Annotated in this window: 34 protein-coding genes; 30 read left to right on the forward strand and 4 right to left on the reverse strand. The window is 52.7% G+C overall.

The genetic code is table 11. The annotated features are described in order from the left end of the window. Positions 1-6: 6 nt before the first annotated feature. The 13 genes from EVJ29_RS02985 (at position 7) to EVJ29_RS03045 (ending at position 8,212) form a co-directional block, all read left to right on the forward strand. Positions 7-330 (forward strand): prepilin-type N-terminal cleavage/methylation domain-containing protein, encoded by a 324-nt coding sequence (locus EVJ29_RS02985; protein ID WP_083273936.1) that lies wholly within the window; start codon positions 7-9, stop codon positions 328-330. After that, positions 327-764, forward strand: a complete 438-nt coding sequence (locus EVJ29_RS02990) for a prepilin-type N-terminal cleavage/methylation domain-containing protein (RefSeq protein ID WP_131504701.1) — start codon at positions 327-329, stop codon at positions 762-764. The genes EVJ29_RS02985 and EVJ29_RS02990 overlap by 4 nt, the downstream gene beginning before the upstream one ends. After that, entirely contained in the window at positions 751-987 is a 237-nt protein-coding gene (locus tag EVJ29_RS02995; RefSeq protein WP_131504702.1) for a hypothetical protein, read from the forward strand. The genes EVJ29_RS02990 and EVJ29_RS02995 overlap by 14 nt, the downstream gene beginning before the upstream one ends. Beyond that, complete coding sequence (locus EVJ29_RS03000; RefSeq protein ID WP_131504703.1) at positions 923-1,417, forward strand: hypothetical protein; 495 nt, start codon at positions 923-925, stop codon at positions 1,415-1,417. The genes EVJ29_RS02995 and EVJ29_RS03000 overlap by 65 nt, the downstream gene beginning before the upstream one ends. A 5-nt stretch (positions 1,418-1,422) precedes the next feature. Further along, positions 1,423-1,683 carry a hypothetical protein gene (locus EVJ29_RS03005; RefSeq protein ID WP_131504704.1) on the forward strand — a complete coding sequence of 87 codons (261 nt, stop codon included), beginning with the start codon at positions 1,423-1,425 and terminating at the stop codon, positions 1,681-1,683. Next, on the forward strand, positions 1,676-2,161 hold the full coding sequence (locus EVJ29_RS03010) for a shikimate kinase (protein WP_236633366.1): 486 nt from the start codon (positions 1,676-1,678) through the stop codon (positions 2,159-2,161). Before EVJ29_RS03005 ends, EVJ29_RS03010 begins: the two co-directional genes overlap by 8 nt. Further along, positions 2,158-2,496 carry a hypothetical protein gene (locus EVJ29_RS03015; protein ID WP_070327043.1) on the forward strand — a complete coding sequence of 113 codons (339 nt, stop codon included), beginning with the start codon at positions 2,158-2,160 and terminating at the stop codon, positions 2,494-2,496. The genes EVJ29_RS03010 and EVJ29_RS03015 overlap by 4 nt, the downstream gene beginning before the upstream one ends. 147 nt (positions 2,497-2,643) lie before the next feature. Next, complete coding sequence (gene gcvT / locus EVJ29_RS03020; RefSeq protein WP_070327044.1) at positions 2,644-3,717, forward strand: glycine cleavage system aminomethyltransferase GcvT; 1,074 nt, start codon at positions 2,644-2,646, stop codon at positions 3,715-3,717. A 25-nt stretch (positions 3,718-3,742) separates the two neighbouring features. After that, entirely contained in the window at positions 3,743-5,080 is a 1,338-nt protein-coding gene (gene gcvPA, locus EVJ29_RS03025; RefSeq protein WP_131464900.1) for an aminomethyl-transferring glycine dehydrogenase subunit GcvPA, read from the forward strand. Further along, positions 5,080-6,555 carry an aminomethyl-transferring glycine dehydrogenase subunit GcvPB gene (gcvPB, locus tag EVJ29_RS03030; protein ID WP_070327045.1) on the forward strand — a complete coding sequence of 492 codons (1,476 nt, stop codon included), beginning with the start codon at positions 5,080-5,082 and terminating at the stop codon, positions 6,553-6,555. The genes gcvPA and gcvPB overlap by 1 nt, the downstream gene beginning before the upstream one ends. Positions 6,556-6,722: 167 nt before the next feature. Beyond that, positions 6,723-7,034, forward strand: coding sequence for an ArsR/SmtB family transcription factor (locus EVJ29_RS03035; RefSeq protein ID WP_236633367.1), 312 nt, complete (start codon positions 6,723-6,725; stop codon positions 7,032-7,034). Beyond that, positions 7,027-7,971, forward strand: coding sequence for a permease (locus EVJ29_RS03040; protein ID WP_131504706.1), 945 nt, complete (start codon positions 7,027-7,029; stop codon positions 7,969-7,971). The genes EVJ29_RS03035 and EVJ29_RS03040 overlap by 8 nt, the downstream gene beginning before the upstream one ends. 13 nt (positions 7,972-7,984) lie before the next feature. Continuing rightward, the gene (locus tag EVJ29_RS03045) at positions 7,985-8,212 is read left to right on the forward strand and encodes a thioredoxin family protein (protein ID WP_070327048.1); all 228 of its coding nucleotides are present in this window, start codon (positions 7,985-7,987) and stop codon (positions 8,210-8,212) included. Positions 8,213-8,271: 59 nt separating this feature from the next. Here EVJ29_RS03045 and EVJ29_RS03050 read toward each other — a convergent pair whose 3' ends face one another. Then, on the reverse strand, positions 8,272-8,652 hold the full coding sequence (locus EVJ29_RS03050; protein WP_016510373.1) for a rhodanese-like domain-containing protein: 381 nt from the start codon (positions 8,650-8,652) through the stop codon (positions 8,272-8,274). A 164-nt stretch (positions 8,653-8,816) separates the two neighbouring features. Here EVJ29_RS03050 and mntR point away from each other — a divergent pair, with 164 nt between their 5' ends. Both mntR and hpt read left to right on the forward strand, forming a co-directional pair. Next, on the forward strand, positions 8,817-9,245 hold the full coding sequence (gene mntR, locus EVJ29_RS03055) for a transcriptional regulator MntR (RefSeq protein ID WP_070327049.1): 429 nt from the start codon (positions 8,817-8,819) through the stop codon (positions 9,243-9,245). Between the two features lie 174 nt (positions 9,246-9,419). Further along, positions 9,420-9,947, forward strand: coding sequence for a hypoxanthine phosphoribosyltransferase (hpt, locus tag EVJ29_RS03060; protein WP_070327050.1), 528 nt, complete (start codon positions 9,420-9,422; stop codon positions 9,945-9,947). Positions 9,948-9,973: 26 nt separating this feature from the next. On the opposite strand, the gene EVJ29_RS03065 is transcribed toward hpt, so the two are convergent. Further along, entirely contained in the window at positions 9,974-10,387 is a 414-nt protein-coding gene (locus EVJ29_RS03065; protein WP_016510385.1) for an SA1362 family protein, read from the reverse strand. 16 nt (positions 10,388-10,403) lie between these two features. Beyond that, positions 10,404-11,345: a DUF1385 domain-containing protein gene (locus tag EVJ29_RS03070; RefSeq protein ID WP_070327051.1), complete on the reverse strand. Its 942-nt coding sequence runs from the start codon at positions 11,343-11,345 to the stop codon at positions 10,404-10,406. 141 nt (positions 11,346-11,486) lie between these two features. On the opposite strand from EVJ29_RS03070, the gene aroQ reads away from it, so the two are divergent. From aroQ to accC, 5 genes are all read left to right on the forward strand, one after another. Next, positions 11,487-11,924 (forward strand): type II 3-dehydroquinate dehydratase, encoded by a 438-nt coding sequence (gene aroQ / locus EVJ29_RS03075; RefSeq protein ID WP_131504707.1) that lies wholly within the window; start codon positions 11,487-11,489, stop codon positions 11,922-11,924. Further along, entirely contained in the window at positions 11,920-12,987 is a 1,068-nt protein-coding gene (locus tag EVJ29_RS03080) for a M24 family metallopeptidase (protein ID WP_070327905.1), read from the forward strand. Before aroQ ends, EVJ29_RS03080 begins: the two co-directional genes overlap by 5 nt. Before the next feature lie 30 nt (positions 12,988-13,017). Continuing rightward, entirely contained in the window at positions 13,018-13,584 is a 567-nt protein-coding gene (gene efp / locus EVJ29_RS03085; protein WP_070327053.1) for an elongation factor P, read from the forward strand. Between the two features lie 114 nt (positions 13,585-13,698). Continuing rightward, positions 13,699-14,145, forward strand: a complete 447-nt coding sequence (gene accB, locus EVJ29_RS03090; protein WP_131504708.1) for an acetyl-CoA carboxylase biotin carboxyl carrier protein — start codon at positions 13,699-13,701, stop codon at positions 14,143-14,145. A 7-nt stretch (positions 14,146-14,152) separates the two neighbouring features. Beyond that, positions 14,153-15,496: an acetyl-CoA carboxylase biotin carboxylase subunit gene (gene accC / locus EVJ29_RS03095; RefSeq protein ID WP_131504709.1), complete on the forward strand. Its 1,344-nt coding sequence runs from the start codon at positions 14,153-14,155 to the stop codon at positions 15,494-15,496. Between the two features lie 279 nt (positions 15,497-15,775). On the opposite strand, the gene EVJ29_RS03100 is transcribed toward accC, so the two are convergent. Further along, positions 15,776-16,891: an RNA-guided endonuclease InsQ/TnpB family protein gene (locus EVJ29_RS03100; RefSeq protein WP_131504710.1), complete on the reverse strand. Its 1,116-nt coding sequence runs from the start codon at positions 16,889-16,891 to the stop codon at positions 15,776-15,778. Between the two features lie 252 nt (positions 16,892-17,143). On the opposite strand from EVJ29_RS03100, the gene nusB reads away from it, so the two are divergent. From nusB to spo0A, 10 genes are all read left to right on the forward strand, one after another. Further along, positions 17,144-17,527 (forward strand): transcription antitermination factor NusB, encoded by a 384-nt coding sequence (gene nusB, locus EVJ29_RS03105; protein WP_071397713.1) that lies wholly within the window; start codon positions 17,144-17,146, stop codon positions 17,525-17,527. 87 nt (positions 17,528-17,614) lie between these two features. Next, positions 17,615-18,451 carry a bifunctional methylenetetrahydrofolate dehydrogenase/methenyltetrahydrofolate cyclohydrolase gene (locus tag EVJ29_RS03110; protein WP_131439853.1) on the forward strand — a complete coding sequence of 279 codons (837 nt, stop codon included), beginning with the start codon at positions 17,615-17,617 and terminating at the stop codon, positions 18,449-18,451. After that, positions 18,444-19,793 (forward strand): exodeoxyribonuclease VII large subunit, encoded by a 1,350-nt coding sequence (gene xseA, locus EVJ29_RS03115; protein WP_070327059.1) that lies wholly within the window; start codon positions 18,444-18,446, stop codon positions 19,791-19,793. Before EVJ29_RS03110 ends, xseA begins: the two co-directional genes overlap by 8 nt. Further along, positions 19,762-19,992, forward strand: a complete 231-nt coding sequence (gene xseB, locus EVJ29_RS03120; protein WP_016510387.1) for an exodeoxyribonuclease VII small subunit — start codon at positions 19,762-19,764, stop codon at positions 19,990-19,992. The genes xseA and xseB overlap by 32 nt, the downstream gene beginning before the upstream one ends. Continuing rightward, complete coding sequence (locus tag EVJ29_RS03125) at positions 19,989-20,864, forward strand: polyprenyl synthetase family protein (RefSeq protein ID WP_070327060.1); 876 nt, start codon at positions 19,989-19,991, stop codon at positions 20,862-20,864. The genes xseB and EVJ29_RS03125 overlap by 4 nt, the downstream gene beginning before the upstream one ends. 124 nt (positions 20,865-20,988) lie before the next feature. Then, positions 20,989-22,881 (forward strand): 1-deoxy-D-xylulose-5-phosphate synthase, encoded by a 1,893-nt coding sequence (gene dxs, locus EVJ29_RS03130; RefSeq protein WP_070327906.1) that lies wholly within the window; start codon positions 20,989-20,991, stop codon positions 22,879-22,881. 6 nt (positions 22,882-22,887) lie between these two features. Next, entirely contained in the window at positions 22,888-23,709 is an 822-nt protein-coding gene (locus tag EVJ29_RS03135; protein WP_070327061.1) for a TlyA family RNA methyltransferase, read from the forward strand. Positions 23,710-23,857: 148 nt separating this feature from the next. Then, on the forward strand, positions 23,858-24,307 hold the full coding sequence (ahrC, locus tag EVJ29_RS03140) for a transcriptional regulator AhrC/ArgR (protein WP_016510386.1): 450 nt from the start codon (positions 23,858-23,860) through the stop codon (positions 24,305-24,307). Between the two features lie 13 nt (positions 24,308-24,320). Beyond that, positions 24,321-26,018 (forward strand): DNA repair protein RecN, encoded by a 1,698-nt coding sequence (recN, locus tag EVJ29_RS03145; protein ID WP_070327062.1) that lies wholly within the window; start codon positions 24,321-24,323, stop codon positions 26,016-26,018. Continuing rightward, a complete protein-coding gene (gene spo0A, locus EVJ29_RS03150) occupies positions 26,019-26,750 on the forward strand; it encodes a sporulation transcription factor Spo0A (RefSeq protein WP_131439845.1) in 732 nt (243 codons plus the stop codon). Positions 26,751-26,964 lie beyond the last annotated feature (214 nt).

Raw genomic sequence — 26,964 nt, forward strand, 5'->3', positions numbered from 1 at the left:
ATTATCGTGGCAAAACTCAAATCAGACTGTCAGGCAGAGCAAGGATTCACACTCGTTGAAATGGCGGCAGTGTTACTGATCATCTCGGTCTTGTTGCTGCTACTCGTCCCGTCTATGTCGGACGGGAAGTCACGGGCGGATAGCGTCAGCTGTGAAGGGAGCGTACGGATTGTCGAATCTGAAATCAATTTATACTATGCGGAACATAAGGCGTATCCAGAATCACTCGCCGTCATCAAACGTGCTTCGACCGAGAACCCGCTCGAATATAGCTGTCAGTCGATGACCTACACGTACACGCCGAGCACAGGTGCGTTGGCGCTGAAATGAGACAAGACGGCTATACGCTCGTCGAGATGGCTTGGGTACTCGTCGTCCTGTCGCTACTCCTTTTAGTGGCGACGCCTACCGTCCGTTCGATGGACCGGCTCGCGCTCATCGACTTCACGGAGGCGCTCGTCCAAGACATCGCCGAGGTCGGCCAGTATCCGTATGTGGCCGCCGACGAAAAATGTGTCCCGCGCTTGAGATGGTACATGAAAGAACGGCGGTATCACATCACGTGCGGGACGACGTCGATCACTTCAGGCGTCGTTCCCGACGGTGTCGAGATGAGCCTGCCGACAACGAACGAAATCGTCTTTTCAAAGTCGGCGGCGACGTATGCCGGGCGGTGGAAATTTTACACGGGCCAAGTCGCGGTCACGTTGAAGTTCAGGATGGGCACGTATGAGCCGGAGGTGATCCGTAGTGGGGGAGGATGAGCAAGGCGTCACGTTTTGGGAAGTTTGTTTAAGTCTAGCCCTCCTGCTCGGATGGGTCGGTGTGATTGCGCCGTTCGTTACGGCGGGTACGGAGCGGTTGGAGCGTCTCGAGGCGACGGTTCGGACTTATGAACGGCTTCAAGGGGAGGTGTTGCTCGATGCGGCCGATCCAAGCGGTGAAGTCGAAATTTGTGAACAAGACATATGTCTGCCGACACTCTGAGGGTGGCTTCACGTTGCTCGAGATGACGTTCACATTATTGTTGCTCCCCTTGTTCATCGGGCTGCTCGTCCACTTTTTAGCGCTCGGGGAGGCGTTTTACGAACAACCGCGCGGTCAAGTGAACACGACACCACAACTCATCGTCCGCAAACTGTTCGACAGTCGTGACTGTCAGGTGCAAGAAGGTAGACTCGTCGGTACGTACGTTCGACCCGATGAGACGACGTGGACGTGGACGCTCAAGCAGATCAATCGGAACTTAGTCATGGTAGGCGAAGAAGGAGGGAACTTGTTATTTATAAGAGGAATCGATGGTTATCGCGTCGAACCGTTAGGAAACGGCTACCGGATTCAGTGGACCGACTCGATCGGTCCGCGGGAGAAGTCCGTGATGTGCATGCGCTCGGGTTCTTCGTCATCTCTACGTTAGTCCTCTTGACGTGGCTATTAGGTGCAGCTTTGTTTTGGTATACTGATATCGAACGAAGCACGGAACGTCTGACGCTCGAAATTTTGGCGATTCGCTTCGAATCCCATCTCATGGTCGCCAAACATTCGTGCCAGACAGAAGCAGAGATCATCGTCAAACCGACCGGTACGATTTTCTGCCGACCGCTCGGGCCAGGTACGACGGAGGTCGAGATCCGGTTGAAGACGGGAGAAAAGCATAAAGAGGTGATTTATTTCGATGACTAGACCGTTTTACATCATCGGGTTTATGGGTACAGGTAAATCAAGCTTAAAACGATATCTTGAAAAATCGAATCATGTCATCGATTTGGATGAAGCGCTCGAACGGCATCTTGGGATGGGTTTACCTGCTTATTTCGCCCGACACGGTGAGAGCGCGTTTCGGGCCGAAGAGACGGCGATGCTTCGAAACGTTCATGCGGACTATATCGTGACAGGTGGCGGAATCGTCGAGCGCTCAGAAAATATCGAATGGATGCGGCGGCATGGGCGCATCGTTGCCCTTGAGTTGCCGTTCGAACTGTGCTGGGGGCGCATTAAAGACTCGGACCGCCCGCTCGTGCAACTTGGTAAAAGGAGCGTCGAGGCGCTATACGAGCGCAGGCGTCCGCTTTACGCTTACGCCGATGTGACAATCGACGCCTCATTGAGCTCGGAAGCGATTGCTTGTGAACTAGATCGGTTGAAGGAGGAAGACAGATGATTTGGATTAATCTTGGTATTATCGTGCTCGCACTCGTCGGGCTAGGTGGATACGGATTTTTATTGTATCGGAACAAAATGAAGACCGATCTGCGCCGTGTGAAACGGTTGACGGAACGGTTTACGATTCGAATGAATGTGATTCAAGGCTTGGTCGGTGAGATCAAACAGCACATCGACACGGTCAACGCATCGGTGAAGCAAATGAAGGCTTATTCGGTTAAAGTGAAAGACGAATCGCTCGAACTGAAACAGGCAACGGTCGGCCTTACGAAGGAAATTAAGCGGACCGCTGGAATCGATCGTTCAGGCGTTTCCACTGAGACTGAAATATGAAATAATGAGGATGAAAACGTTTTCGTTTTCAATCCTCTTTATTTTTGCCCATTTTTGCTAGGCAGCGCGTCAAAAAATTGATAGAGTGGAATAGAAAACGAAATATTTCATCAAATGGATTAATTACGTTCGGGATTGGGGGATATTATGGAGAAGTTAACGTTGAAACGTACGCCTTTGTACGACCTGATTTCTACGAAGGCGAAGATGGTGGATTTTGCGGGGTTTGAGATGCCCATCATGTTCTCGTCAATCAAAGAAGAGCATCAAGCGGTTCGGGAGCGGGTTGGCATGTTCGATGTATCGCACATGGGGGAAATTCGGATTGAAGGTCCGGACGCGTTCGAAAACGTCCAACGTCTTGTGACGAATGACGTCTCGAAGCTGAATATCGGGCAAGCGCAATACAACTTGTTTTGTTTACCTGACGGCGGGGTCGTCGACGACCTGCTCGTCTATCGGCTCGATGAAGACGCGTATTGGCTCGTCGTCAACGCCTCGAATATTGAAAAAGACGTGGCCCACGTCCGTCGATACGTATCAGGGGACGTCACTGTGACCGATGAATCGGATGCGTACGGTCAAATCGCGATCCAAGGTCCGATTGCAGAAACAGTACTCGGACGAATCACGGACTTACCGCTACATGAGATCAAGTTCTTCCGGTTTTTGAGCGGCGACGTTGCCGGTGTGCCAGCAATCGTCTCGCGGAGTGGCTATACAGGTGAGGATGGGTTCGAAGTATACGCCCGGGCCGAAGATGTCGCGAAGATTTGGACTGCGCTCGAAGCAGAACAAGTGACGCCGTGCGGGCTCGGTTCACGTGACACGCTCCGTTTTGAAGCTTGTCTGCCGCTGTACGGGCATGAGTTAGACGAGACGGTGACGCCGTTCGAGGCCAACTTGAACTTTGCGGTCAAGCTCGATACCGACTTCGTCGGGAAAGATGCCCTCGTCAAACAAAAAGAAGATATTCCGCGCCGTCTGATCGGCTTGAAGCTGCTCGGCCGCGGGATTGCCCGACAAGGTGCGCCCGTCTTGTTTGACGGCGAGACGATCGGCGTCGTCACGACGGGAACGATGCCGCCGACCGTTAACGAATCGATCGCTTGGGCCCGGATTGATCGCCGGTTTGTCGAACAATCAAACTTCATCGTCGAAGTTCGGGGCAAACAAATAGAAGCCGAACGTGTGCCGACACCGTTCTATAAACGTAAATGATACAGGGGGATTCAGAATGAACAGAATGGAATTTCGTTATTTACCGATGACCGAGCAAGACGAACGCGATATGCTCCAGACGATCGGTGTCGAATCGATCGAAGATTTGCTTGAAGATATCCCGGCCACGCTCCGGGAGACGGCATCGTTATCTGCCATCGGCGCTCCGCTCCCAGAAGTCGATCTCGTCCGCCACATGACGAAGCTTGCCGAGAAGAACCTTCACACGAAATCACATCCGAGTTTTCTAGGAGCCGGCATGTACGACCACTTGTCGCCAAGCGTCATGAACCACATGTTGCTCCGTTCTGAGTTTTACACGGCGTATACGCCGTATCAACCTGAAATTTCACAAGGTGAACTGCAAGCGATGTTCGAGTTCCAGACGATGATTTGTGAACTGACGGGGATGGACGTCGCCAACTCGTCGATGTATGACGGCATTACCGCACTCGCGGAAGCGACTTACCTCGCGAGCGCTCATACGAAGAAGAAACGTGTCATCGTCTCCGGTGCTGTTCACCCGGAAGCGAAAGACGTCATCCGCACATACGCGGATGGACCGGGACTTTCAGTTGAATATACGCATGTTGCGGCCGGCGTGACGGATTTGACGGACGTCGATTTGACGGACGCCTCGTGTCTCGTCGTTCAGTACCCGAACTTCTACGGTCGCGTCGAGGACTTGGCGACGCTCGCGAAAGCGGCCCATGATGCCGGTGCGCTCTTTGTCGTATCGAGCAACCCGCTCGCACTCGGTATTTTAGAGTCTCCTGGTGCGCTCGGGGCCGATATCACGGTCGGCGATGCCCAACCGTTCGGGATCCCGCAAAGTTTCGGTGGTCCATCGTGTGGCTACTTCGCCGTCAAAAAGGCGCTCATGCGTAAACTGCCGGGTCGTCTCGTCGGTCAAACGGTTGACGAGGACGGGAAACGCGGCTTCGTCTTGACGCTACAGGCACGGGAACAGCATATCCGCCGCGATAAAGCGACATCGAACATCTGCTCGAACCAGGCGCTCAATGCGCTCGCCGCCTCGATCACGATGTCCGCGCTCGGGAAATATGGGATTCGTGACATGGCCGTCCGCAACATTCAAACGGCCCACTATATGAAAGAGGCGCTGAAGTCGGCCGGTTACCCGATCATCGACGAAGGACCGATGTTCAACGAGTTCGTCGTCGATTTCGGTACCGATGCGGAAACCGTGTCACGCCGCTTGCTTGACAATGGGATCATCGGTGGATTGCCTCTCGGAACGTATGATGCTGATCGTCAAACACAGATGTTGCTATGTGCGACCGAACTGCGCACGAAAGAAGAGATTGACGGATTTATTGAAGTGGTTGGGGGGACGAACTGATGCAACACGAACAAACGCTCATTTTTGAAGTGTCACGTGCCGGACGGACCGGTTATAACTTGCCGACACCGACCGTGCCAGAAGTTGATATTGAGGCGCTGTTACCGGCGTCGATGATTCGTCAAGAGGCGGCCGAACTGCCGGAAGTGTCGGAACTAGATGTCGTTCGTCACTATACGTCGCTGTCGACGCGGAACCATGGTGTCGATTCCGGCTTCTATCCGCTCGGATCATGTACGATGAAATACAACCCGAAAGTGAACGAAGATATGGCACGTCTGCCTGGGTTCGCCCACATCCACCCGCTCCAACCGATCGAATCGGTCCAAGGGGCGCTCGAGATGATGGTCGACCTTCAAGACCAGCTCGCTGAAATCACAGGGATGGACGAAGTGACGCTCCAACCGGCAGCCGGTGCCCACGGGGAATGGACCGGACTCATGTTGATCAAAGCGTTCCACCAGCATAACGGCGATATGAATCGGACGAAAGTACTCGTCCCGGACTCGGCGCACGGGACAAACCCGGCCTCGGCCGTCGTCGCCGGATTCGAGACGGTCACGGTCAAATCGGATGAGCGGGGACTTGTCGACCTCGCTGACTTAAAGGCGAAAGTTGGGGACGACACGGCAGCGCTCATGCTCACGAACCCGAACACGCTCGGTTTGTTCGAGGCGGACATCCTTGAAATTGCCAAAGTCGTCCATGAGGCAGGCGGTAAACTGTACTACGACGGGGCCAACTCGAACGCGATTCTAGGGATCGCCCGTCCTGGTGATATGGGCTTTGACGTCGTCCACTTGAACTTGCACAAGACGTTCACAGGACCGCACGGCGGCGGCGGCCCGGGCTCGGGACCGGTCGGCGTCAAGCGCGACTTGATCCCGTACTTGCCGACACCGATCGTAAAAAGAGCGGATTCAGGTTTTACGCTCGATTACGATCGCCCACAGTCGATCGGACGCATCAAACCGTTCTATGGAAACTTCGGCATCAACGTACGCGCCTACAGCTACATTAAGACGATGGGCGCCGAAGGACTGACGCGTGTCTCGCGCGAAGCAGTGTTGAACGCCAACTACATGTTCGCCCGTTTGAAGGACGCGTTCGATGTGCCGTACGACACGTACTGCAAGCACGAATTCGTCTTGTCGGGTAAACGTCAAAAAGCACTCGGTGTCCGTACGCTCGACATCGCCAAACGATTGCTCGACTTCGGATACCATCCGCCGACGATCTACTTCCCGCTCAACGTCGAGGAGTGCATCATGATCGAGCCGACCGAGACGGAATCGAAAGAGACGCTCGACGCGTTCTGTGACGCGATGCTCCAAATCGTCAAAGAGGCAGAAGAGAATCCGGAAATCGTTCAGACGGCGCCGCACACGACGGTCGTCAAACGACTCGACGAGACGCTCGCTGCCCGTAAGCCGGTATTGAAGTATGAGCGACGCCAACCATCGTCAATCAACTAAGCCAAAACCCGCTCGCAATTCGCGAGCGGGTTTTTGATTTGTGCCAAGATGAGTGGTTGTGACGATTGTATGAACTAAAAAATGTCTTAAATGTGAATAGTTGAACAAGTGTGTAGACTTGAAACTATATAACTAGCAAACTAGTTATATAAGAGGAGGTGATGAAGATGGAATGGACTTTGAAAACAGACGAAGAACTTCGCGAATCCTTACGTATCTGTCAATTTGATGAGGAAGAGCTCGAGCGACAAGCCGCCTTCCATAAAGGACTGGCAGATCCAACTCGGTTAAAGATCGTCCGCCTGTTAGGCATAGCCCCGATGTGCTTATGTGAACTGTCGAGCGCGCTCGAGGTGCCGAACTCTACGTTGACACATCACCTCCGTTTGCTAGAGCGTGGTGAAGTCATTCGCTCGACACGCTTGGGACGGAACACCGTTTTCCAATTGATAGAGAAAGAAGTGGGTGAACATGTTTGATCGGATTGGAGACTTTATCGCATACGACGTCCTTGATCTAAGTGGCCGTTTCGGTGAAGCTGTACAATTTTTCGTGATGGACGTCGTGAAAATAACCGTGCTGATGAGCATTATGATTTTTGTGATCGGATATATTCACAGTTATTTCCCTGTAGAAAAAGTTCGCGACTATTTGAGTGGCAAGCGGAAAATTGGCGGATATATTGGTGCCGCTGGTCTAGGCGTCTTGTCACCATACTGTTCCTGCTCGACGATCCCCTTTTTCATCGGGTTCGTGGAAGCGGGTATTCCGCTCGGAATGACGTTCACGTTTCTCATCACGTCACCGATTGTGAATGAAATTTCCATCGTCCTTCTCATCTCGATGTTCGGTTGGAAGATCGCGTTCTTATATGTATTTGCAGGGGTGATGGTCGCATTGTTCGCTGGCCTGCTAATTGAAAAGTTACATCTTGAAAAGTATGTGCAAGACTACGTATATCAAATCAAAAGTCAACAAGTCGCGGTCACGGTTGAGTTATCACAAGCAGATCGTTTAGTGACAGCGTTCAATGGCGTCTATGAGACCGTGAAAAAAGTGGGACCTTATTTATTGATTGGGATTGCGATCGCGGCAGGGTTTCACGGGTTCATCCCGGCCGAGTTCATTATGCGTGTCGCAGGGGGAGATAACTGGTATGGCCCAATCGTTGGAACGTTGATCGGGGTCCCGCTCTATTCCAATGCGATCGGGACGTTGCCAGTCATCGAAGTGCTTGTAGGGAAAGGAATGGCGATCGGAACGGCTCTTGCGTTCATGATGTCGACCGTCGCTTTGTCTGTACCTGAAGGTCTACTGTTGAGCCGAGTGTTGAAGAAAGAGCTCGTCATCATTTTCTTTGTCATTGTGACGTTGGGGATCACGATAATTGGTTACTTATTCAACTTTATACTATGAGGAGGAGTCGAACATGAACATAAAAATTTTAGGGACCGGGTGTCGCAATTGCAAAACGCTGGAGCAAAATGTCGTAGAAGCGCTACGATTAACTGGGAAGACGGCGACGGTTGAAAAAGTGACGGACATCGAGCAAATCATGTCGTATGGAATTATGAGCACGCCTGGCCTCGTCGTCAATGAGGAAATCAAATCGGTAGGGAAAGTTTTAGCACCGAAATCAATCGCTAAATTCTTTTGAACGTTCAATCAAACAAGCGTTGCCCCAACGAATGTTGGAGCAACGCTTGTTTGTGAGGGTCAGTCTTTTTTGACTTTCCCTTTCCAGTTTTTAAATCCGCCTTCAAGCATATAGATGTCGGTGTAGCCATTTTTCATGAGCAGTTTGGCCGCCTGGTTCGTACGTGACTTGCCTTGGCAGTACATGAGGATCGGTTGATCTTTCCGTAGCTCTTTCATTCGAAGTTTCATCTGGCCGACCGGGATATTACGGGCCCCGATGATGTGGCCTCCCTTGTACTCGTTCGGTTCACGGACGTCGATCAATTGTCCTTTGCGGAGCGAAGCGCGAAATTCTTCTTGTTTCATTTTTTTCAAACCACGAGCCGGCATGAAGCGCCAGACGATATATGCGATGAGCGCAGCCCAGAGGATGATGACGAGGATTGTTTCGATTCCCATTGATGTTCTCCCTTTCTCTATTAAGTTTCACCAACATTCATTATAAAGAATTTAAGGTCATGAGACAATGATTGACTAGACGATTTGCCCGTTCTGCTTTCGGTTTTACACGGGTTACGCTAAAATGGAGATTGGAGAACGGAACATAAGGGGAGGCTACGCCCATGCCGACACCGAGTATGGAAGACTACTTAGAACGAATCTACTTACTGATGGTCGAGAAAGGATACGCTCGTGTATCTGATATCGCCGAACATTTAGGGGTGCATCCCTCCTCAGTCACGAAAATGGTGCAAAAGTTAGACCGGGAAGGTTATTTGGTATATGAAAAATACAGAGGCCTGATGTTGACGAATAAAGGGCAGAAAATCGGCAAGCGGCTCGTCGAGCGGCATACGATGCTCGAGTCGTTCCTACGGCTGATCGGGGTCGATGAAGCGCACGTCTATGAGGATGTTGAAGGCATCGAACATCATTTGAGCTCGAACACGCTCGACTGCATGACCCAATTCGTCGAATTCTTCGAAGACAAACCTGAGCTGATGGAGCAGTTTCGACAGTTTCAAGAACTGAATATGACACGGGATGAGTGAAATCGACCGCGATCCGATCGTTGAATCGGATGGTGGTCTTTTTTTAGGCATTCGAAGCGAAAGCCGAACATTAACATCGTTTTATTGAATTAAAGTCTATTTTTAGGGTGATTGTATGATAGAATGGTTGCTGGATAGATAAATGAGGGGGTGACGGCGAACAATCGCCGACAAATGAACATTCAAATCAAAGGGAAGTTATTTGATGAAGCACAGATTAAACAGCGCGTCGCTGAACTCGCGGAACAGATCGAACGTGATGCGGCCGGGACGCCGATCGTCCTCGTCCCCGTGTTAAAAGGTTCACTCGTGTTCGCCGCTGATTTGATGCGACAGATGAAAGGGAGCGTCCAACTGGACACGGTCGCGACTTCGTCTTACGGGAAAAAGTCGGTCTCGAGCGGGAACGTCCAACTTCGGAAAGACCTCGACCTCGACGTCGAAGGGAAATATGTCGTCATTATCGAGGACATCATCGATACCGGCCAGACGCTCAAGTTTTTGTGTCAGCATATGAAGCTGCATCAACCGGGAGAGTTGAAAATTTGCACGTTGCTCGATAAACCGGCTCGTCGCCTCGTCCAACTTGACGCGGATTATGTCGGATTCGAGATTCCAGATGAGTTCGTCATCGGGTACGGCATCGACTACGCGGAACAATACCGCAACTTACCGTATATCGGATTTGTCGAGACAGACTAAAAGGAGCGCCTCTCGAGGCGCTCCTTTTACATGTTCGCTTTCTTTTTCTTCTTGCCTTTTTTCCCTTCGATGACGGTCAGGTGAGGGGCGTCGCTGCGATGGACGCTCGTGCGCTTCGACAGTTTGGTGACGTTCGAGCCTGGTTTGGTGTTCTTTTTCTTAGCGGCCGCTGCGGACGGTTTGACTTTAGGGCTATTGCCCGGTCGCGCCATCCGTTTTTTCGACGCTTGCGCGGTCTTCCGGTAACGCACGTCCTCGGCCGAAATTTTAGGAGCCATGAAGACCCGGTAAATCACGTAAAAGATTAACCCGAAAATACCGATGAAGAGTAGCTGTCTGAACAATCGACCAGGATCGGTCGCTAACATATGTCCGACTCCGATGAAGCCTAAGATGAACACGATGGTCGCCGCGGTCGAGCCGATTCTTTGTCTGATCATGGTGTTTTCCTCCTCTTTATCCCTCTCTTTGGACGTCCGGTTGACCGAGTTCGGAACGTTCCCACGTCTCGAACGCTTCGATGGCGACGCGGATCTGTTCGTCGTTCGGTTCTCGCGTCGTTAATAGTTGCAATGAAAGTCCTGGTTTACCGAGCACGGATAAAAACCGATGCTCCCGGAAGCGATTGGTGAATTGAAGCACCTCGAACGAGATGCCGATGACGACCGGCAACAGCGCGATCCGGCTGACGAGCCGGACCCAAAGTGGGTCGATCGGGACGACCATATAGACGCCGATGCCGACAAAAACGGTGAACAGGATGAAGCTTGAACCACACCGATAGTGGAGGCGTGAGCTTAAACGGACGTTATCAACGGTGATCGGTCGTCCGGATTCGTAGCAGTTGATAACTTTATGCTCGGCGCCATGATATTGGAAGACGCGTCTGATGAGCGGGGTCAATGAAATCAAGTATAGGTAGCTGAGCAGTAATACTAGTTTAATTCCCCCTTCGAGCAGGTTTTGAATCACGTGACCGGACAGTGCGGGCACGTTTTGGAACATAGCGGCAAGGAGCGCCGGGGTGACGTTGAAGATCAATTTGCCGAAGATGTAAGAAATGACACCGACGATGGCGATCATGATGACCATGAGGATGTTTTGCTTTTGCTCTGGCTTCTCCGTGACGTCTTCGCTCGGGTCGACGTCATAGCGATCGCTCGCGAAGTTCATGTGGGCCGATCCGTTCTTTAACGACTCGTATAAAGCGACGATGCCACGAAGGAACGGGACTTTTTTCAACGATTGGACCCACGGGACGAGGAGTCGAGGCTGTTTGAACGTCTCGATCGATCCGTCTTTACGCCGGATGGCCGAGGCGCTCTCGGTGCGTCCTTGGAACATGACGCCTTCGACGAGTGCTTGACCGCCGACGGGGATCAACTTTTTATTTTTCATAGGTTCTCCTCGATTCTGACAAGTATATAGTTGAATTATAACGTGATTCGATCGAAAAACGAAACCTCAGGTGACGCAATTATCGCTCTTCGCATAAATTTGTTACAATAAGAAAGACTTGACGAATGAGGGGGAAGGCTTGTGCATATACTTGTCTTGAATGGACCGAATTTGAACTTGCTAGGTAGACGGGAACCGGATGTGTACGGGGATGTCTCGCTGAAAGGCTTGACGGCAGAACTGTTGCTCGAAGCACCGGGAGATGTTCGTCTCACGTTCATCCAGTCCAATCATGAAGGTGAGCTGATCGATGCGCTGCATGAGGCGTATGATTACGCGGGCGTCATCTTGAACGCCGGGGCGTATACGCATACGTCGATTGCATTGCGGGACGCGATTGCCGCTATTTCAGCCCCGGTCGTCGAAGTACATATCTCGAACGTGCATGCCCGTGAGTCGTTTCGTCACGAATCGAAACTTGCCGGTGTCTGCCTCGGCGTCATCAGTGGCTTCGGATTGACGAGCTATACGCTCGCGTTGCGTGCACTCATCGAACATTGGAGGAATCGACATGATTGAACGCGTCAACAAGCTACAAGCTCAGTTAGAAATGAACGGGATCGATGGATTGCTCGTGACGAAACGAGAGAACATTCGTTACTTGTCTGGGTTTACCGGGTCGAGTGGGGTCATTTTGATCACAGCGAAGGCGGCGAGTTTCATCACGGACTTCCGCTATACCGAGCAGGCAGCTAGCCAAGTAACCGGTTATGACATCATCGAGCTCGAAACATCGCTCATCAAGTCGGTGTCTGACATCGCGAGCCGAGAAGGGGTGAAGCGTCTCGGAATCGAACAAGATGACATGACGGTCGGGACGTATCGGACGTATGAAAAAGAGGTAGCGGCTGAACTGGTCGAGACGTCAGGGATCGTGGAAAAGCTGCGCTTGATTAAGGACGAGGCAGAGATTAAGATAATGAAGGAAGCTGCGGCGATTGCTGATGCGGCGTTTGCCCACATCCAGACGTTCATTCGCCCGGGACGCACTGAGAAAGAAGTCGCCAATGAGTTGGAGATGTTCATGCGCGGCCAAGGTGCGGATTCGTCTTCATTCGATATGATCGTCGCTTCTGGTCATCGTTCGGCATTGCCGCACGGTGTGGCCAGTGACAAAGTCATCGAAGCCGGTGAACTCGTGACGCTCGACTTCGGAGCGTACTACAAAGGGTACTGTTCGGATATTACGCGTACGCTCGCAGTCGGCGAGATCTCAGACAAATTGCGCGAGATTTATGACACGGTGTTGCGTGCCCAACTGGCAGGCGTGGAAGGGACTCGGGCCGGTATCACTGGCATCGAGGCTGACGCGTTGACGCGTGACGTCATCAAAGAAGCCGGGTACGGCGAGTACTTCGGCCACTCAACCGGTCACGGACTCGGAATGGAAGTACATGAGGCGCCAGGGTTGTCGTTCCGGTCTGACACGGTGCTCGAACCTGGGATGGTCGTCACAATCGAGCCTGGGATCTACATCGCCGGCATCGGTGGCTGCCGTATCGAGGATGATGTCGTCATCACGAAGGATGGAAATGTCCGTCTCACGCAGTCGCCAAAAGAGTTAATCACGATCGAGGCTTGAGTCTCAGCTCATTTTTAGGAGGAAATCACTATGGTATCAGTAAACGATTTAAAGACAGGGTTAACAGTCAAAACATCAGATGGTTCGATTTGGCAAGTCATCGAGTTCCAACACGTCAAACCAGGTAAAGGCGCAGCGTTCGTTCGTACGAAAATGCGCAACTTACGTTCTGGCGCGATTCAAGAGACGACGTTCCGGGGCGGCGAGCGGGTCGAACGCGCTCACATCGAACGTAAAAAAATGCAGTATTTGTATCCGATGGGCGACACGTACGTCTTCATGGATACGGAGTCGTATGAGCAGCTCGAATTGACGGGCGAGCAAGTGAAAGCGGCGCTTCCGTTCATGCTCGAGAACATGGAAGTGAGCATCGCTGATTATAACGGTGAGATCCTCGGGATCGAACTTCCGACGACGGTCGTCTTGACGATCACAGAAGCTGACCCAGGTGTTAAAGGGGATACGGCGTCGAACGTCAAAAAGAACGCTACGGTCGAAACTGGCCATATCATTCAAGTCCCGCTCTTCATCGAGCCAGGTGAAAAAGTGACGGTCGACACACGTACCGGCGACTTCATGGGACGTTATAACGGGTAATACGAGCAGTGTCCATTCAAACGAATGGGCACTTTTTTTGTCGTTGCATTCACTGGTCTGACCAGTTATAGTAGAGTAGAGATTAGTACCAGGTATAAATAGGGGGTTTATTTCATGCAAATCGATCATATTAAAGAGCTGATTGAACTGCTCGACCAGACGTCTATCCATGAGATGGAGCTCGAGACGTCCGAGTTCAAACTGTCATTAAAAAAAGAAACGGCGCAGCAAATCGTCGCGAGCACACCGCTTGTTCAACCGATTACTGCTCCGTTATCTGCACCAGCCGTAGAAGAGAGCGAAGCGCCTCAAGCGGAAGTGAGCAACTTACGTACCATCACATCACCGATGGTCGGAACGTTTTATTCACGCCCGGCCCCGGATAAAGACTCGTACGTCAAAGTAGGCGACCGTGTCGAGACGGGTCAGGTCGTCTGTATATTAGAAGCGATGAAACTGTTCAACGATGTCGAGGCCGAAATCAGCGGGGAAGTCGTTGAAATCCTCGTCGCCGACGGCGATCTAGTCGAATATGGCCAAGCGCTCTTTAGCGTGAAGTGAGGGCGCTATGAAATTACTCATTGCAAACCGCGGCGAGATCGCGGTACGAATCATTCGGGCAGCCAAAGAAATGAATATCCCGACAGTCGCCGTCTTTTCGGAGGCAGATCGTGAGTCGTTGCACGTTCGTCTCGCGGACGAGGCGTATTGTATCGGGCCGAACCCGTCGAAAGACTCTTATTTGAATATCCCGAACATCTTGTCGGTCGCTTGTGCGGTCGATGCGACGATGATCCATCCTGGGTATGGATTTTTGGCAGAAAATGCCGAGTTCGCCGAGATGAGTGAAGCGTGCGGGATCCAGTTCGTCGGTCCGAGCAGCTATGCGATTCGGAAGATGGGCATTAAAGATGAAGCGAAGCGGACGATGATCGAGTCAGGTGTTCCTGTCGTCCCGGGATCGAGCGGTGTCGTGACGGATGATGAGGCGATTGAACTCGCTCGAGAAATCGGTTATCCGGTCATCATCAAGGCGACGGCCGGAGGCGGCGGACGCGGGATTCGTGTCGCTTTCGACGAAGAAGAGCTCATCAAAGGACTCGTCGCGACCCGTAAAGAAGCGAAACAAGCTTTTGGGAACGGCGACGTCTATTTAGAGAAATATATCGAATCGTTCCGTCACGTCGAGGTGCAAGTGCTCGCTGACCAGTATGGGAACGTCATTCATTTAGGAGAACGGGACTGCACGATCCAACGCCGGATGCAGAAACTGATCGAGGAGGCCCCGTCGCCTGCGATCGACGAGGCGACGCGCCAAGCGATGGGAGAAGCGGCCGTCAAAGCGGCGAAAGCGATCCAATACTCGAGCGCCGGGACGATCGAATTTATTTACGTCCCTGAATCGAACGAGTTTTACTTTATGGAAATGAACACGCGAATCCAAGTCGAGCATCCGGTCACGGAGATGATCACCGGCTTTGATCTCGTCCAAGCGCAACTTGAAGTCGCGCTCGGGCATCCGCTCGCCATCTCACAGGCCGATATCGTCTTTAGCGGTCATTCGATCGAATGCCGCATTAACGCCGAAGACCCGTTCACCGACTTCCGTCCGATGGCCGGCAAGATCGATCAATATATCGTTCCAGGAGGAATGGGGGTACGGGTCGACAGCGGCTTATACGCAGGTGCCGTCATCCCGCCGTTCTATGACTCGATGGTGGCGAAGTTGATCGTCCACGCCCCTACGCGCGAGGAAGCGATCGCGAAGATGCTCCGTGCCCTTGACGAGTTCACGGTGTCGGGTATTCATACGACGATTCCGTTCCATCAACAAGTCATGGCGCACGAACATTTCCGTAACGGTGCGTTCGACACGAAATTTGTCGAAAAAGAAATGATACTGACGAAATGAGTCGAACAAGGAAGCCCGAACATTATTTCGGGCTTCCTTGTTTTTTGTACTGAATTTGTGAGTGCTTTATGCTAAACTATCACAGTCAACAACCCGCCACTTAACGCCTTGACGGTCCGTTTGAGGTGGGGGCTTGCGTCCGTCGAGGACTCGACGGCGCCTCTACCCTCGTAGAGTACGGTTACGCTCGTTCCTGCCCGGTAGTGCGGACGGCGCTTGCGCCTCCTACCTTCGCGTGGCGGAACATCGGGACGGTTGACCTCGCCCCTTCCATGGGGGTCATGCTCCCGTGGCACCTGTACCGATGTGTTCGATGCCTTTCCGATGCAGGTTCATCGCGCCGACGCGATCATCATTCGATCGGTACCGGCAGTTCTTGCATTGGAACGTGTGCAGCTTCTTGTCTCGGTTCGCCTTCTCGGTGTGCCCGCATGTCGGACAGGTCTGGGAGGTGTGTCTCGGGTCGACGACGATCACCTTCTGACCGTTCAGTGCGGCCTTGTACTCGAGCATGCGACGGAACTGGTAGAACGCCCACGACACGGAGACGTAGCGGTTTCTCGCCCGCACCTTCTCTGTGGCGGCATGGATGCCGGTCAGGTCCTCCAACACGAACAGCGTGCCCCTCGGGTATCGGTCGACGAGTGCCTTCGTGACCTGATGGTTCACATCGGTCACATAACGGTTTTCTCTCGAGCCGAGCTGTCTCAGCCGCTTGCGGGCCGATGGGGTCTGCCGTCGTTGCAGCTGTTCGCGGGTCGCTTTAAACGTGCCTCGCTTGTGCTTCACCATTCTTCCGTCGTAGAAGGTGGTCTCGCCCTGGCTGTCGTACGTGACCGCCAGGAAGTTGATGCCGAGGTCCACACCGACAATGTTTGTGACGCAAGCGTCGTCGAGTTCGGGGAACGCCTTCGTCACGGGGATGTGTAGGAACCATTTCTCGTGTTTGTGCACCAGTTTGGCTGTGCCGAACCGCCACGTCCCGTTGAAGTACTGCCTCATGCCCTTACGCGCATAGTCCAGCTTGATCCGTCCGTCCAGCGTGTTCACGCTGAACCGGTCCTGGGTGAGCGAGTAGTCGCGGTTCCAGACGAGGTCGTATTCGGGACGCTTGAACTCCACACGGGACCACGCGTGCCCGTTCGACTTCGCCGACTTGTACCGAGCGATCACCGTCTTCATGACCGACTGGGCCATCTGGCTCTTCAGGCCGAACCGTTGCCGGAGCTCGGCATAGTGCGAGTCGTTGAGGCTCGCCTGGTTCAGGTCCCTCGTCTCGAAGACGTGTCCCGACAGCCAGTCACAAGCCGACCGGTATGCGTCCATCGTTGCCCTCAGGATAGCCGCTTGAGGGGGCGGGACGAAGAGTTGGACCTTCGCAGTGATGGTGGACATTGGGTTCACCGCCTTTCACTAGAGATAATATTTTTTTCCCGTAGAGAACAGTTTACAAACGAACAACCGGAGAGGATGGGCAAGAGATGAGGCCGGTATCGATAGCGACGTTGTCTGCCAAAACGGACATGCGTGATTCAGTCCCGGCGGCAATTTCTCCCCCACTTATCGTCGGGCTGTGCCCGGCGCACGATTGAAGTAGGGGTATCCTTGCCGATTAAAGATGAAAGCAAGCAAAAGGAGAGTATCTGAATGAAACGTCATGAAGCACGGGAAAAAGCGATTCAAACGCTTTTTCAAATCGAAGTATCAAAACTTGAGGTAGACGAGGCTATCGAATTTGCCCTCGACGGTATGGAAACAGATCCATTCTACGAGCAACTCGTCGTTGAAACGTTGGAGAAGAAAGACGAGATCGACGCGTTGCTCATCGAGAACTTAAAGAACTGGCGGCTTGACCGACTCGGCAACGTCGAGCGGACGATTCTTCGGATGGCGACATATGAATTGCTTTATGTCGAAACGATTCCAGATAAAGTCACGATCAACGAGGCGGTCGAACTCGCTAAGTCATTCGCTGACGAAGAAGCGGCCAAACTCGTGAACGGCGTACTCGGGAACATCATTAAAGCGTAAGCGAAGACAAGCACACGGTCTGTTAAACAAATAGAGAAGACACCACACCAACTACAGAGAAACCTAAGACAATGGGGGATGAGAGAGATGGCAGTAGTGATCGACGGGAAACAAATCGCAGCATCGTATCGGGAAACGTTGAAAGATCAGGTGACAGCTCTTCGGGCGCGCGGCATCACCCCGAAATTAAAAGTCATTTTAATCGGGGACGACCCAGCGAGCCACAGTTACGTTCGCGGGAAAGAGCGAGCGGCCAAAGAGATTGGCATCGACTCGCAAATACTTCGATTTGATGATGACATGACCGAAGCGGATTTACTGAAGCTGATTGATTTATTGAATGAAGATCAAGCGGTACATGGGATTCTCGTCCAACTCCCGTTACCGAACCATATCGATGAATCTCGCGTCATCATGCGGATTTCTCCAGAAAAAGACGTCGATGGCTTCCATCCGGAGAACGTCGGGAAAATGATGCTCGGTCTTGACACGCTGTTGCCGTGCACGCCGCACGGGATTTTACACCTCGTCAAAACGCAGACCGACCTCGTCGGGAAGCATGTCGTCGTCGTCGGGAGAAGCCAGATCGTCGGCAAACCGGTCGGCATGCTGTTTTTGAACGAGTCGTCGACTGTCACGTATTGCCATTCGAAGACGGCTGACCTCGGAGCGATGACGAGACAGGCCGATATTTTGATCGTCGCGGTCGGACGGGCCGGACTCGTCACGGCCGACATGGTCAAACCAGGTGCGATCGTCATCGACGTCGGTGTCAACCGTGTCGACAATCGTCTCGTCGGGGATGTCGACTATGAAGGTGTCAAAGACGTGGCGAGCGCCATCACGCCTGTACCTGGCGGCGTCGGACCGATGACGATCACGATGCTCATGCATAACACGGTCGAGGTCGCTTCGCGTGGCTAATCCGATTCAAGTGTCCGAAGTCGTCCGTTACGTCAAACGACAGCTTGACGACGATCCGATTTTACAACAAATCGCGGTCGTCGGTGAGATCTCGAACTTTAAACGTTACGCTTCGGGTCATTGCTATTTCACGTTGAAAGATGAGGCGTCTCGTATGAAAGCCGTCATGTTTTCACGTGACGCCAGAACGCTCACGTTCGAACCGACAGACGGGATGAACGTCGTCGTCGTCGCGCGCGTGACGATGTACGAGGCGACGGGTGACGTTCAGCTGTACGTTGAACTGATGCGTCAAGACGGTGTCGGTCTATTGTTTGAGCGTTACGAGGCGAGAAAACGCGAACTCGAAGCGAAGGGGTGGTTCGACGCGGAACGGAAGCGTTCGCTCCCGGCCTTCCCTGAACGAATCGGGATCATTACGTCCCCCAAAGGTGCTGCCTTGCACGACATCGCGACGACACTGCGGCGCAGGGCGCCACACGTAGCCATCACGTTCGCCCCGGTTGCCGTCCAAGGTGACTTGGCGGCCCCGCAAGTGGCGAGTGCGATTCGCTGGATGAACGAACGGACGGACTGTGACGTCTTGATCGTCGGCCGGGGCGGCGGCTCGATCGAAGAACTGTGGGCGTTCAACGAAGATATCGTCGTTGAAGCGATTTACAACTCGACGATTCCGGTCATCTCGGCCGTCGGTCACGAAACCGACTTCACGCTTGCCGATTTCGTCGCCGACTTACGTGCGGCCACACCGACGGCTGCGGCGGAACTCGCGACGGCGACGATCGATGCGCAGCGAAAAGACGTCGAGCGTTTGACGATGCAGTTGCAGCGTTCCGTCACGAATCAAATGACAGCTGTGCGCGACCGGCTCGAACGGGCGGCGAACAGCTACGGGTTGAAGTCGCCGCGGTTCACGCTCTCACAAAAGCGGGACCGGTTCGCTCAGGCTGAGATCCGTCTCGAGCAAGGTGTCACCAAACAACTGACGTTCGCCCGCCATCGTCTCGCTCAATCGCAGCAGCGGCTCGATGTCCGGAATTTGGCTCGGGCACTGCGGACGAACGATGAACGGTACCGTCAATTTGAAGGACGACTGAACCGGATTCGGCCGCTCGAACGGCCGACCGAACGCTTTGCCGCGCAGGTCGGCAGGTTGCATGCGGTCAGCCCGCTCGCGGTCCTATCCCGAGGCTATACGCTTACCGAGCAAGACGGGACGTACGTGAAAGATGTCAAACAACTACATGACGGAGTCGTGACGATCCGTTTCCGTGACGGTCATGCCGTCGCGGAAGTGAAGGAGAGACATTATGGCGAAGAAACAAGAAGAACAGACGTTTGAGACGGCGCTAGCCCGACTCGAAGACATCGTGGCGAAACTTGAGACTGGAGAAGTCGCGCTTGAAGAAGCGATGACGCTCTATGAGGAAGGTGTTCGTCTGTCGGCGCTTTGTCAGTCAAAATTGACGGCTGCCGAAAAGAAAATGGACGAAATTTTAGAACTGGACGGTACGCTCCGTGACAAAGGAGGCGCCGTATGAGTCAGTTGATGCTCGATGAGTGGAAACGTGCGGTCGAACAGGCGATGAGTCGTCTCGTTGACGACGCGGCCATGCCGAAGCGACTGTTCGAAGCGATGACCTATTCATTAGAGGCAGGTGGGAAACGGATTCGTCCGGCCCTCCTGTACGCCGTCCTCGATACATACGGCCGACCGATTGAACTCGGTCACGAAGCCGCCGTCGCACTCGAGATGGTACATACGTATTCACTCATTCATGACGATTTGCCGGCGATGGACGACGACGATGTCCGCAGAGGCCGCCCGACGAACCATCGTCAGTTTGATGAAGCGACCGCGATCCTTGCGGGCGATGCGCTCTTGACGGACGCATTTCAAGTGATCACCCGCACGCACGCCGCGCCTGAAAAACTAGTGAGTTTGATTTCACGGTTCAGCGAGGCGGCCGGTAGTGCCGGGATGGTAGGTGGACAGCTAGACGATATGCTAGCCGAGAAACGACAACACGTATCGTTAGAGACGCTTCAGTCGATTCATGCCCGCAAGACCGGGGCGCTGCTCGTCTATGCGCTCGAAGCAGGAGCGATTTTGGCCGATGCGTCCGCAAGCGACCAAGCGGCATTGAAGCGTTTCGGAGCGCATCTCGGTGTTGCGTTCCAAATCCAAGATGACATTTTAGACGTCGAAGGCGACGAGGCGTTGATTGGGAAGCGTGTCGGTTCGGATGAAGGGAACGATAAATCGACGTATCCGAAGCTGCTCGGTCTTGACGGTGCGAAACAAGCGCTCGCTCAAGAAGTCGCACAAGCTGAAGCTGCGCTCGCCGAACTGTCGGTCGCTTCACCTCGTTTGCATGAGCTACTTTACTTTGTCGTCAAACGCAATCATTGACTTTAGGTGACACGATGAGCACATCGTGTCACCTTTGTTTTTCTGTATGTATAGCATATATGGACACATTCTTGTAAAATGTAAGGTACGAATCAGTAATACGACAGGAGAAAGGATGGTCATCATGGACCTGACATCCATTCAAGACCCGTCATTTTTAAAGAAAATGTCGGTGACCGAGATCGAAGCGCTTGGCGCAGACATCAGACGGTTCTTGATTGAAAAATTGGCAGAAACGGGAGGGCATCTCGGGCCGAACCTCGGCGTTGTCGAGTTGACGCTTGCCTTGCACCGTGTATTTGACAGTCCGAAAGATCAACTCGTATGGGACGTGGGGCATCAAGCCTATGTCCACAAAATTTTAACGGGACGGACGAACCAGTTCGACACGCTTCGCCAGTATAATGGCTTATGTGGGTTTCCGAAGCGCTGTGAGAGCGAGCACGATGTATGGGAGACGGGGCACAGTTCGACCTCGTTGTCGGCGGCAATGGGGATTGCCATCGCCAACGAGCTAAAAGGACGAGCGAATGATCGCGCCATCGCCATCATCGGAGATGGTGCTCTCACGGGCGGAATGGCGCTCGAAGCACTCAATCACATCGGGGCCGAGAAACAAAACGTCATCGTCATTTTAAATGACAATGAAATGTCGATCGCACCAAACGTCGGGGCGATGCATAATATGCTCGGCCGGATGCGGGCGTCACGTAAACTGAAGCATGCCCGCGAGGAAGTCGAAGCGCTCATCAAGCACATCCCGATTGTCGGAAGTTCGCTCGAACGCAGTGGCGAACGAGTCAAGTATATGTTGAAGTCGGCACTCATACCGGGTACGTTCTTCGAAGAACTTGGCTTCACTTACTTTGGACCGACGGACGGTCACGATTTGAAAGATTTGCTCGAGACACTCGAGTATGCGAAAAAAATTGATGGACCGGTACTCGTCCATGTCATCACGAAAAAAGGCAAAGGCTATCGCCCGGCCGAACTAGACGGCATCGGGACGTGGCACGGTCTCGGACCGTACAAGATTGAATCTGGTGAAGTCATTAAAGGGAAAGTCAAAGGACCGAGTTATTCAAAAGTCGTTGCCGAAACGATTACGAAAGTCGCGGAGACGGATGAGCGTGTGACGTTGATCACGCCAGCGATGAGCGTCGGTTCGAAACTGGACTGTTTCAACAAGCAATTCCCGGAACGCATGTTTGACGTCGGCATCGCCGAGCAACATGCGGTCACGCTCGCCGGAGGTCAAGCGACACAAGGTCTCAAACCGGTCGTTTCGATCTATTCTACGTTCTTCCAGCGCGCATATGATCAGCTCGTGCACGATATTTGCCGCCAAAACTTGAACGTCGTCTTCACGATTGACCGGTCGGGCCTTGTCGGCGCCGACGGGGAGACGCACCAAGGCGTGTTCGATATCGCCTTCATGCGCCATGTGCCAAACATTCGGATTTTGATGGCGAAAGATGAGGAAGAATTGCAACATCTCGTCTACACGGCGTTAAAATACGATGATGGACCGATCGCTGTGCGGTTCCCGCGTGGAGAGGGCATCGGTACCCCGATGAGTGAGACGTTGCGTGAACTTCCGCTCGATGAGTGGGAAGTCGTGGCTGACGGGACGGACGTGGCTATCTTGACGTTCGGGCCGCAAGTACAAGATGCGCTAGAAGTGAGAACGCTCCTCGAAGGACAACGGAGCGTACGGGTCATCAACTGCCGTACGATTAAACCGCTCGACGATGCGATGCTTACCGCGCTCTATGAGGAAGGCATCCCGCTCGTCACGCTCGAAGAGGCCGTTCTTGCCGGAGGATTCGGAAGCAGCGTGCTCGAGCATGCGAGTGATGCGAGACAGTTCCCGCGCGTCCTTCGTCTAGGGATTCCGGACCGTTATATTGAACATGGCGCGGTCAATCAACTGCTAGAAGAGATCGGGCTCAGACCATCTCAAATCGCGGAATCGGTAGAGCAGTTCATTCAAATGACAAATCGACAGAATGTGTGAGGAATTATGGAAAAACGAAATAAAACAAGATTAGATGTATTGCTCGTCGATCGCGGATTAGCGGAGACGAGAGAGAAAGCGAAACGGGCCGTCATGGCCGGAATCGTATACAGCGGGACGGAGCGGCTCGATAAAGCCGGCGATAAAGTGTTTGACGACATCCCGCTCGAAGTCAAAGGGCAGACAATGCCTTACGTCGGCCGTGGCGGGCTAAAGCTTGAAAAAGCACTCCAAGTGTTCCCGCTCGACGTCTCCGGGCGTATCGGGATCGATATCGGCTCGTCGACGGGTGGTTTTACCGACTGTGCCCTTCAAAACGGGGCGACGCAAATGTATGCGGTCGACGTCGGTTACAATCAGTTGGCTTGGAAGCTTCGGAGCGACGAACGTGTCGTCGTCATGGAACGGATGAACTTTCGGCACGCAACGAACGAGCAGTTCCCGATTCAACCCGACTTTGCGACGATTGACGTCTCGTTCATCTCGCTTCGGCTGATGATTCCGCCGTTAAAACAAATTTTAAAACCGGACGGTGTCGTCATGGCGCTCATCAAGCCTCAATTTGAGGCCGGTAAAGCGGATGTCGGAAAAAAAGGCATCGTTCGGGACCGGTCGATTCATGAACGCGTCGTCAATGAGATGGTCCGCTACTTCGCATCTGAAGGGTTCTGGGTCGAAGGGCTCGACTTCTCGCCGATCACTGGCGGTGACGGCAATATCGAATTCTTGCTGTTCGCCCGTTACACGGGGATCGGTGGGGTCGAACCAGCTCTCGACGTGTCAGCGGTCATCGACAAGGCACATACTCAACTGAAGAAAACCGTATGAACAGCTGCAGACGATTTGTCTGCAGCTGTTTTTAAAGGTGGTTGCTCACCATATCTTTCCTTTTCAACCTTGGAATGGTAGACCTTTTTTCGTCAATACTTTAGAATGATACTGTATATGTGAAACGAAAAATGAGGTGTCAGGGCGTATGAACAAAGGACAACGATTGATTAAAATTCGAGAAATCGTTACGAATCGTGAAATTGAGACCCAAGATGAACTCGTGGACGAACTCCATCGGTCTGGTTACCCAGTGACGCAGGCGACAGTGTCGCGTGACATTAAAGAACTTCATCTCGTCAAGGTGCCGCTCAACGACGGCCGCTATAAGTATAGTCTGCCGGCCGACCAGCGCTTCAACCCGTATGGCAAGATGAAACGGATACTCGGAGACAGCTTCGTCTCAGTCGACTCGGCCCAAAACTTGGTCGTCATGAAAGTGTTGCCCGGTAATGCGGACGCGATCGGCGTCTTGATTGACCACTTGTCATGGGATGAATTAATCGGGACAGTGTGCGGGGATGATACGATCTTGATGATTGCGCGGGATGAGGACCAGGCGAAGCAGATCATCGAACGACTACTCGGAATGTTATGAGGTGAATTATCAGATGTTAGCAGAACTATCGATCAAACAATTTGCGATCATCGATGAATTGAACGTCACGTTCAAGCGCGGGATGACCGTATTGACCGGAGAGACCGGGGCGGGAAAATCAATTCTTTTGGATGCGATCGGACTGCTCGTCGGAGGACGAGGTTCGAGTGAATTCGTGCGTTACGGTCAAGATAAAGCGGAAATCGAAGGGCTGTTCGTAGTCGAACCCGATCACTTGATCATCGAGGCGGCGACGCAGTACGGAATCGAGATCGAGGAAGGGACCGTCATTTTGCGCCGTGATTTACATAGTAGCGGTAAGAGTGTGTGTCGTGTCAACGGCAAAATGATGCCGCTGTCGACGTTGCGTGAGTTGGGACGTCTCTTGGTCGATATTCATGGACAACACGAGCACCAACATTTGATGGATGCCGAGCATCATCTCGGCATATTGGACAGTTTCGGCGAAACGGATCTGGCCCCGTTGTTAGCGCGTTATCACGAGACGTACACCGATTGGAAACGTGTCGCTGATGAACTGAAACGACTCAGTCAGAGCGAGCAGGAATTGGCCCAACGAATGGACTTATTATCGTTTCAAACGAATGAAATCGACGCGGCCGAGCTCAAAGTCGGGGAAGAGCAGGCGTTGACTGAAGAACGGAACGAACTTGCAAACTTTGAACGGATTCATCAGCACGTCCGCTTGTCCTACGACGCCGTTGCGGACGAGGGGAAAGGGATTGATCAAATCGGCATCGCGATGCGGGAGATGGAAGAAGGTTCGGCGCTCACGGCATCACTTGCGCCGATGGCCGAGATGATCTCGAACGCATACTTCCTGCTTGAAGACGCCAAGTTCCAATTGCGCGACCAACTCGATTCGCTTGAATTTGATCCGATCCGGCTCGATGAGATTGAAACGCGCCTCGCGTTGTTCCAACAATTGAAACGGAAATACGGGGCGACGATTGACGACGTCATCACGTACGGAGAAAAAATCACAGAAGAGTTAAAAACGATGACAAATCGGGAAGAACATCTTCAAGAAATAACAGATCGTCTCGACAGGCTCGAACATTTGATGCGTTCGGCCGGCCTCGAGTTGTCGGCAGCAAGGAAACGAGCAGCCGGCGAGCTTGAGAAGGCAATTCAGCGTGAGTTGAAAGAGCTCTATATGGAGAAGACGAAGTTCGAGGTCCGATTCAAAGAAGTATCGTGCAAGGCGGACGGGCTCGATCAAGTCGAATTCTATATGATGACGAACGTCGGAGAGCCGTTCAAGCCGCTAGCGAAAGTCGCCTCAGGCGGAGAGCTGTCACGGGTCATGCTCGCGTTAAAATCGATTTTCTCAAGGACGGTCGGTGTCGCGTCAATTATTTTTGACGAAGTCGATACGGGTGTCTCGGGACGGGTTGCCCAAGCGATGGGGGAGAAGATTTTCCGCTTGTCGGTCGGTTCACAAGTGCTTTGTATCACGCATTTGGCCCAAGTGGCCGCCATGGCGGATCATCACTTGTATATTACAAAGACCGAGACGGACGAACGGACGAAGACAAACGTCGCCGCGCTTAGCCATGAGGACCGCATCGATGAACTCGGAAGAATGATTGCCGGTGCGCAAATGACCGATCTGACGAAACAGCATGTGGAGGAGCTGCTTGATATGTCCCTCCAATTAAAACGGAAGTTTATCGAAGGAGTGTCTTAATTGATTACATTATGCATTGCGGACGACAATCGTGAAATCGTCGACTTGTTGACTCGACAACTTGAGTCCGAGTCCGACTTGAAAGTCGTAGGGACCGCTTTCGACGGCGAAGCATGCTTAGACGTCGTCAAGACACACCAGCCGGATGTGCTACTGCTAGATATCATCATGCCGCATCTTGACGGGATCGGTGTGCTAGAACGGCTTCAAGTAGACTTGCCAAACACGAAGCCGGAAGTCATCATGCTCAGCGCTTTCGGGAAAGATGAAGTCACGAAACAAGCCGTTCAACTGGGTGCTTCTTATTTCTTGGTCAAACCGTTCAACATTCAACAACTGATTTCTAAAATCCGCGAGCTGGCTGCGGGTTCAAGCCGCGAGTTCGAACCGATGTCGCCAGAAGAACTCGACATCTCGCTCTTGTTGCAACAGCTCGGCATCTCGCCGCGGATCAAAGGATTTAAGTATATCCGCCAAGCGGTCGTCTATGTGAGGGAGCGGCAAGAACTTTTAGGGTTGATCACAAAGGAATTGTATCCGATGATCGCCAAAGAACATGAGACGACGTCGTCTCGGGTCGAGCGGGCGATGCGTCACGCGATTAAGACGGCTTGGGAAAACGGGATGCGGGATCACGAGATGTTTGACGGTCGTCCAGAGCGGGAGCGCAGCCCGAAAAACTCAGAATTTATTTCGTATTTCGTAACGTACCAATCGTTCAAACAACAGTGAAGGAGTCAGGGGAATCCCCTGATTTCTTTTCTTTTTTTATAAAGAAAGCGCTTGCATTTTTGATGATTCTTGTTATAATAAAGGTGTACCAAGTTACTTGGACGAGCGTCAGATGAACGCTTTCTAACATGTTCCGGAACAGGTTAGAGCAAGAAATCATCTCGGCTCGCTATCCGTTAATAGCTCAGAGGTGCGAACGACATCTCAAATCGTT

The sequence above is a fragment of the Exiguobacterium sp. SH4S7 genome, assembly GCF_004336795.1.
Classification (GTDB): domain Bacteria; phylum Bacillota; class Bacilli; order Exiguobacteriales; family Exiguobacteriaceae; genus Exiguobacterium; species Exiguobacterium aurantiacum_A.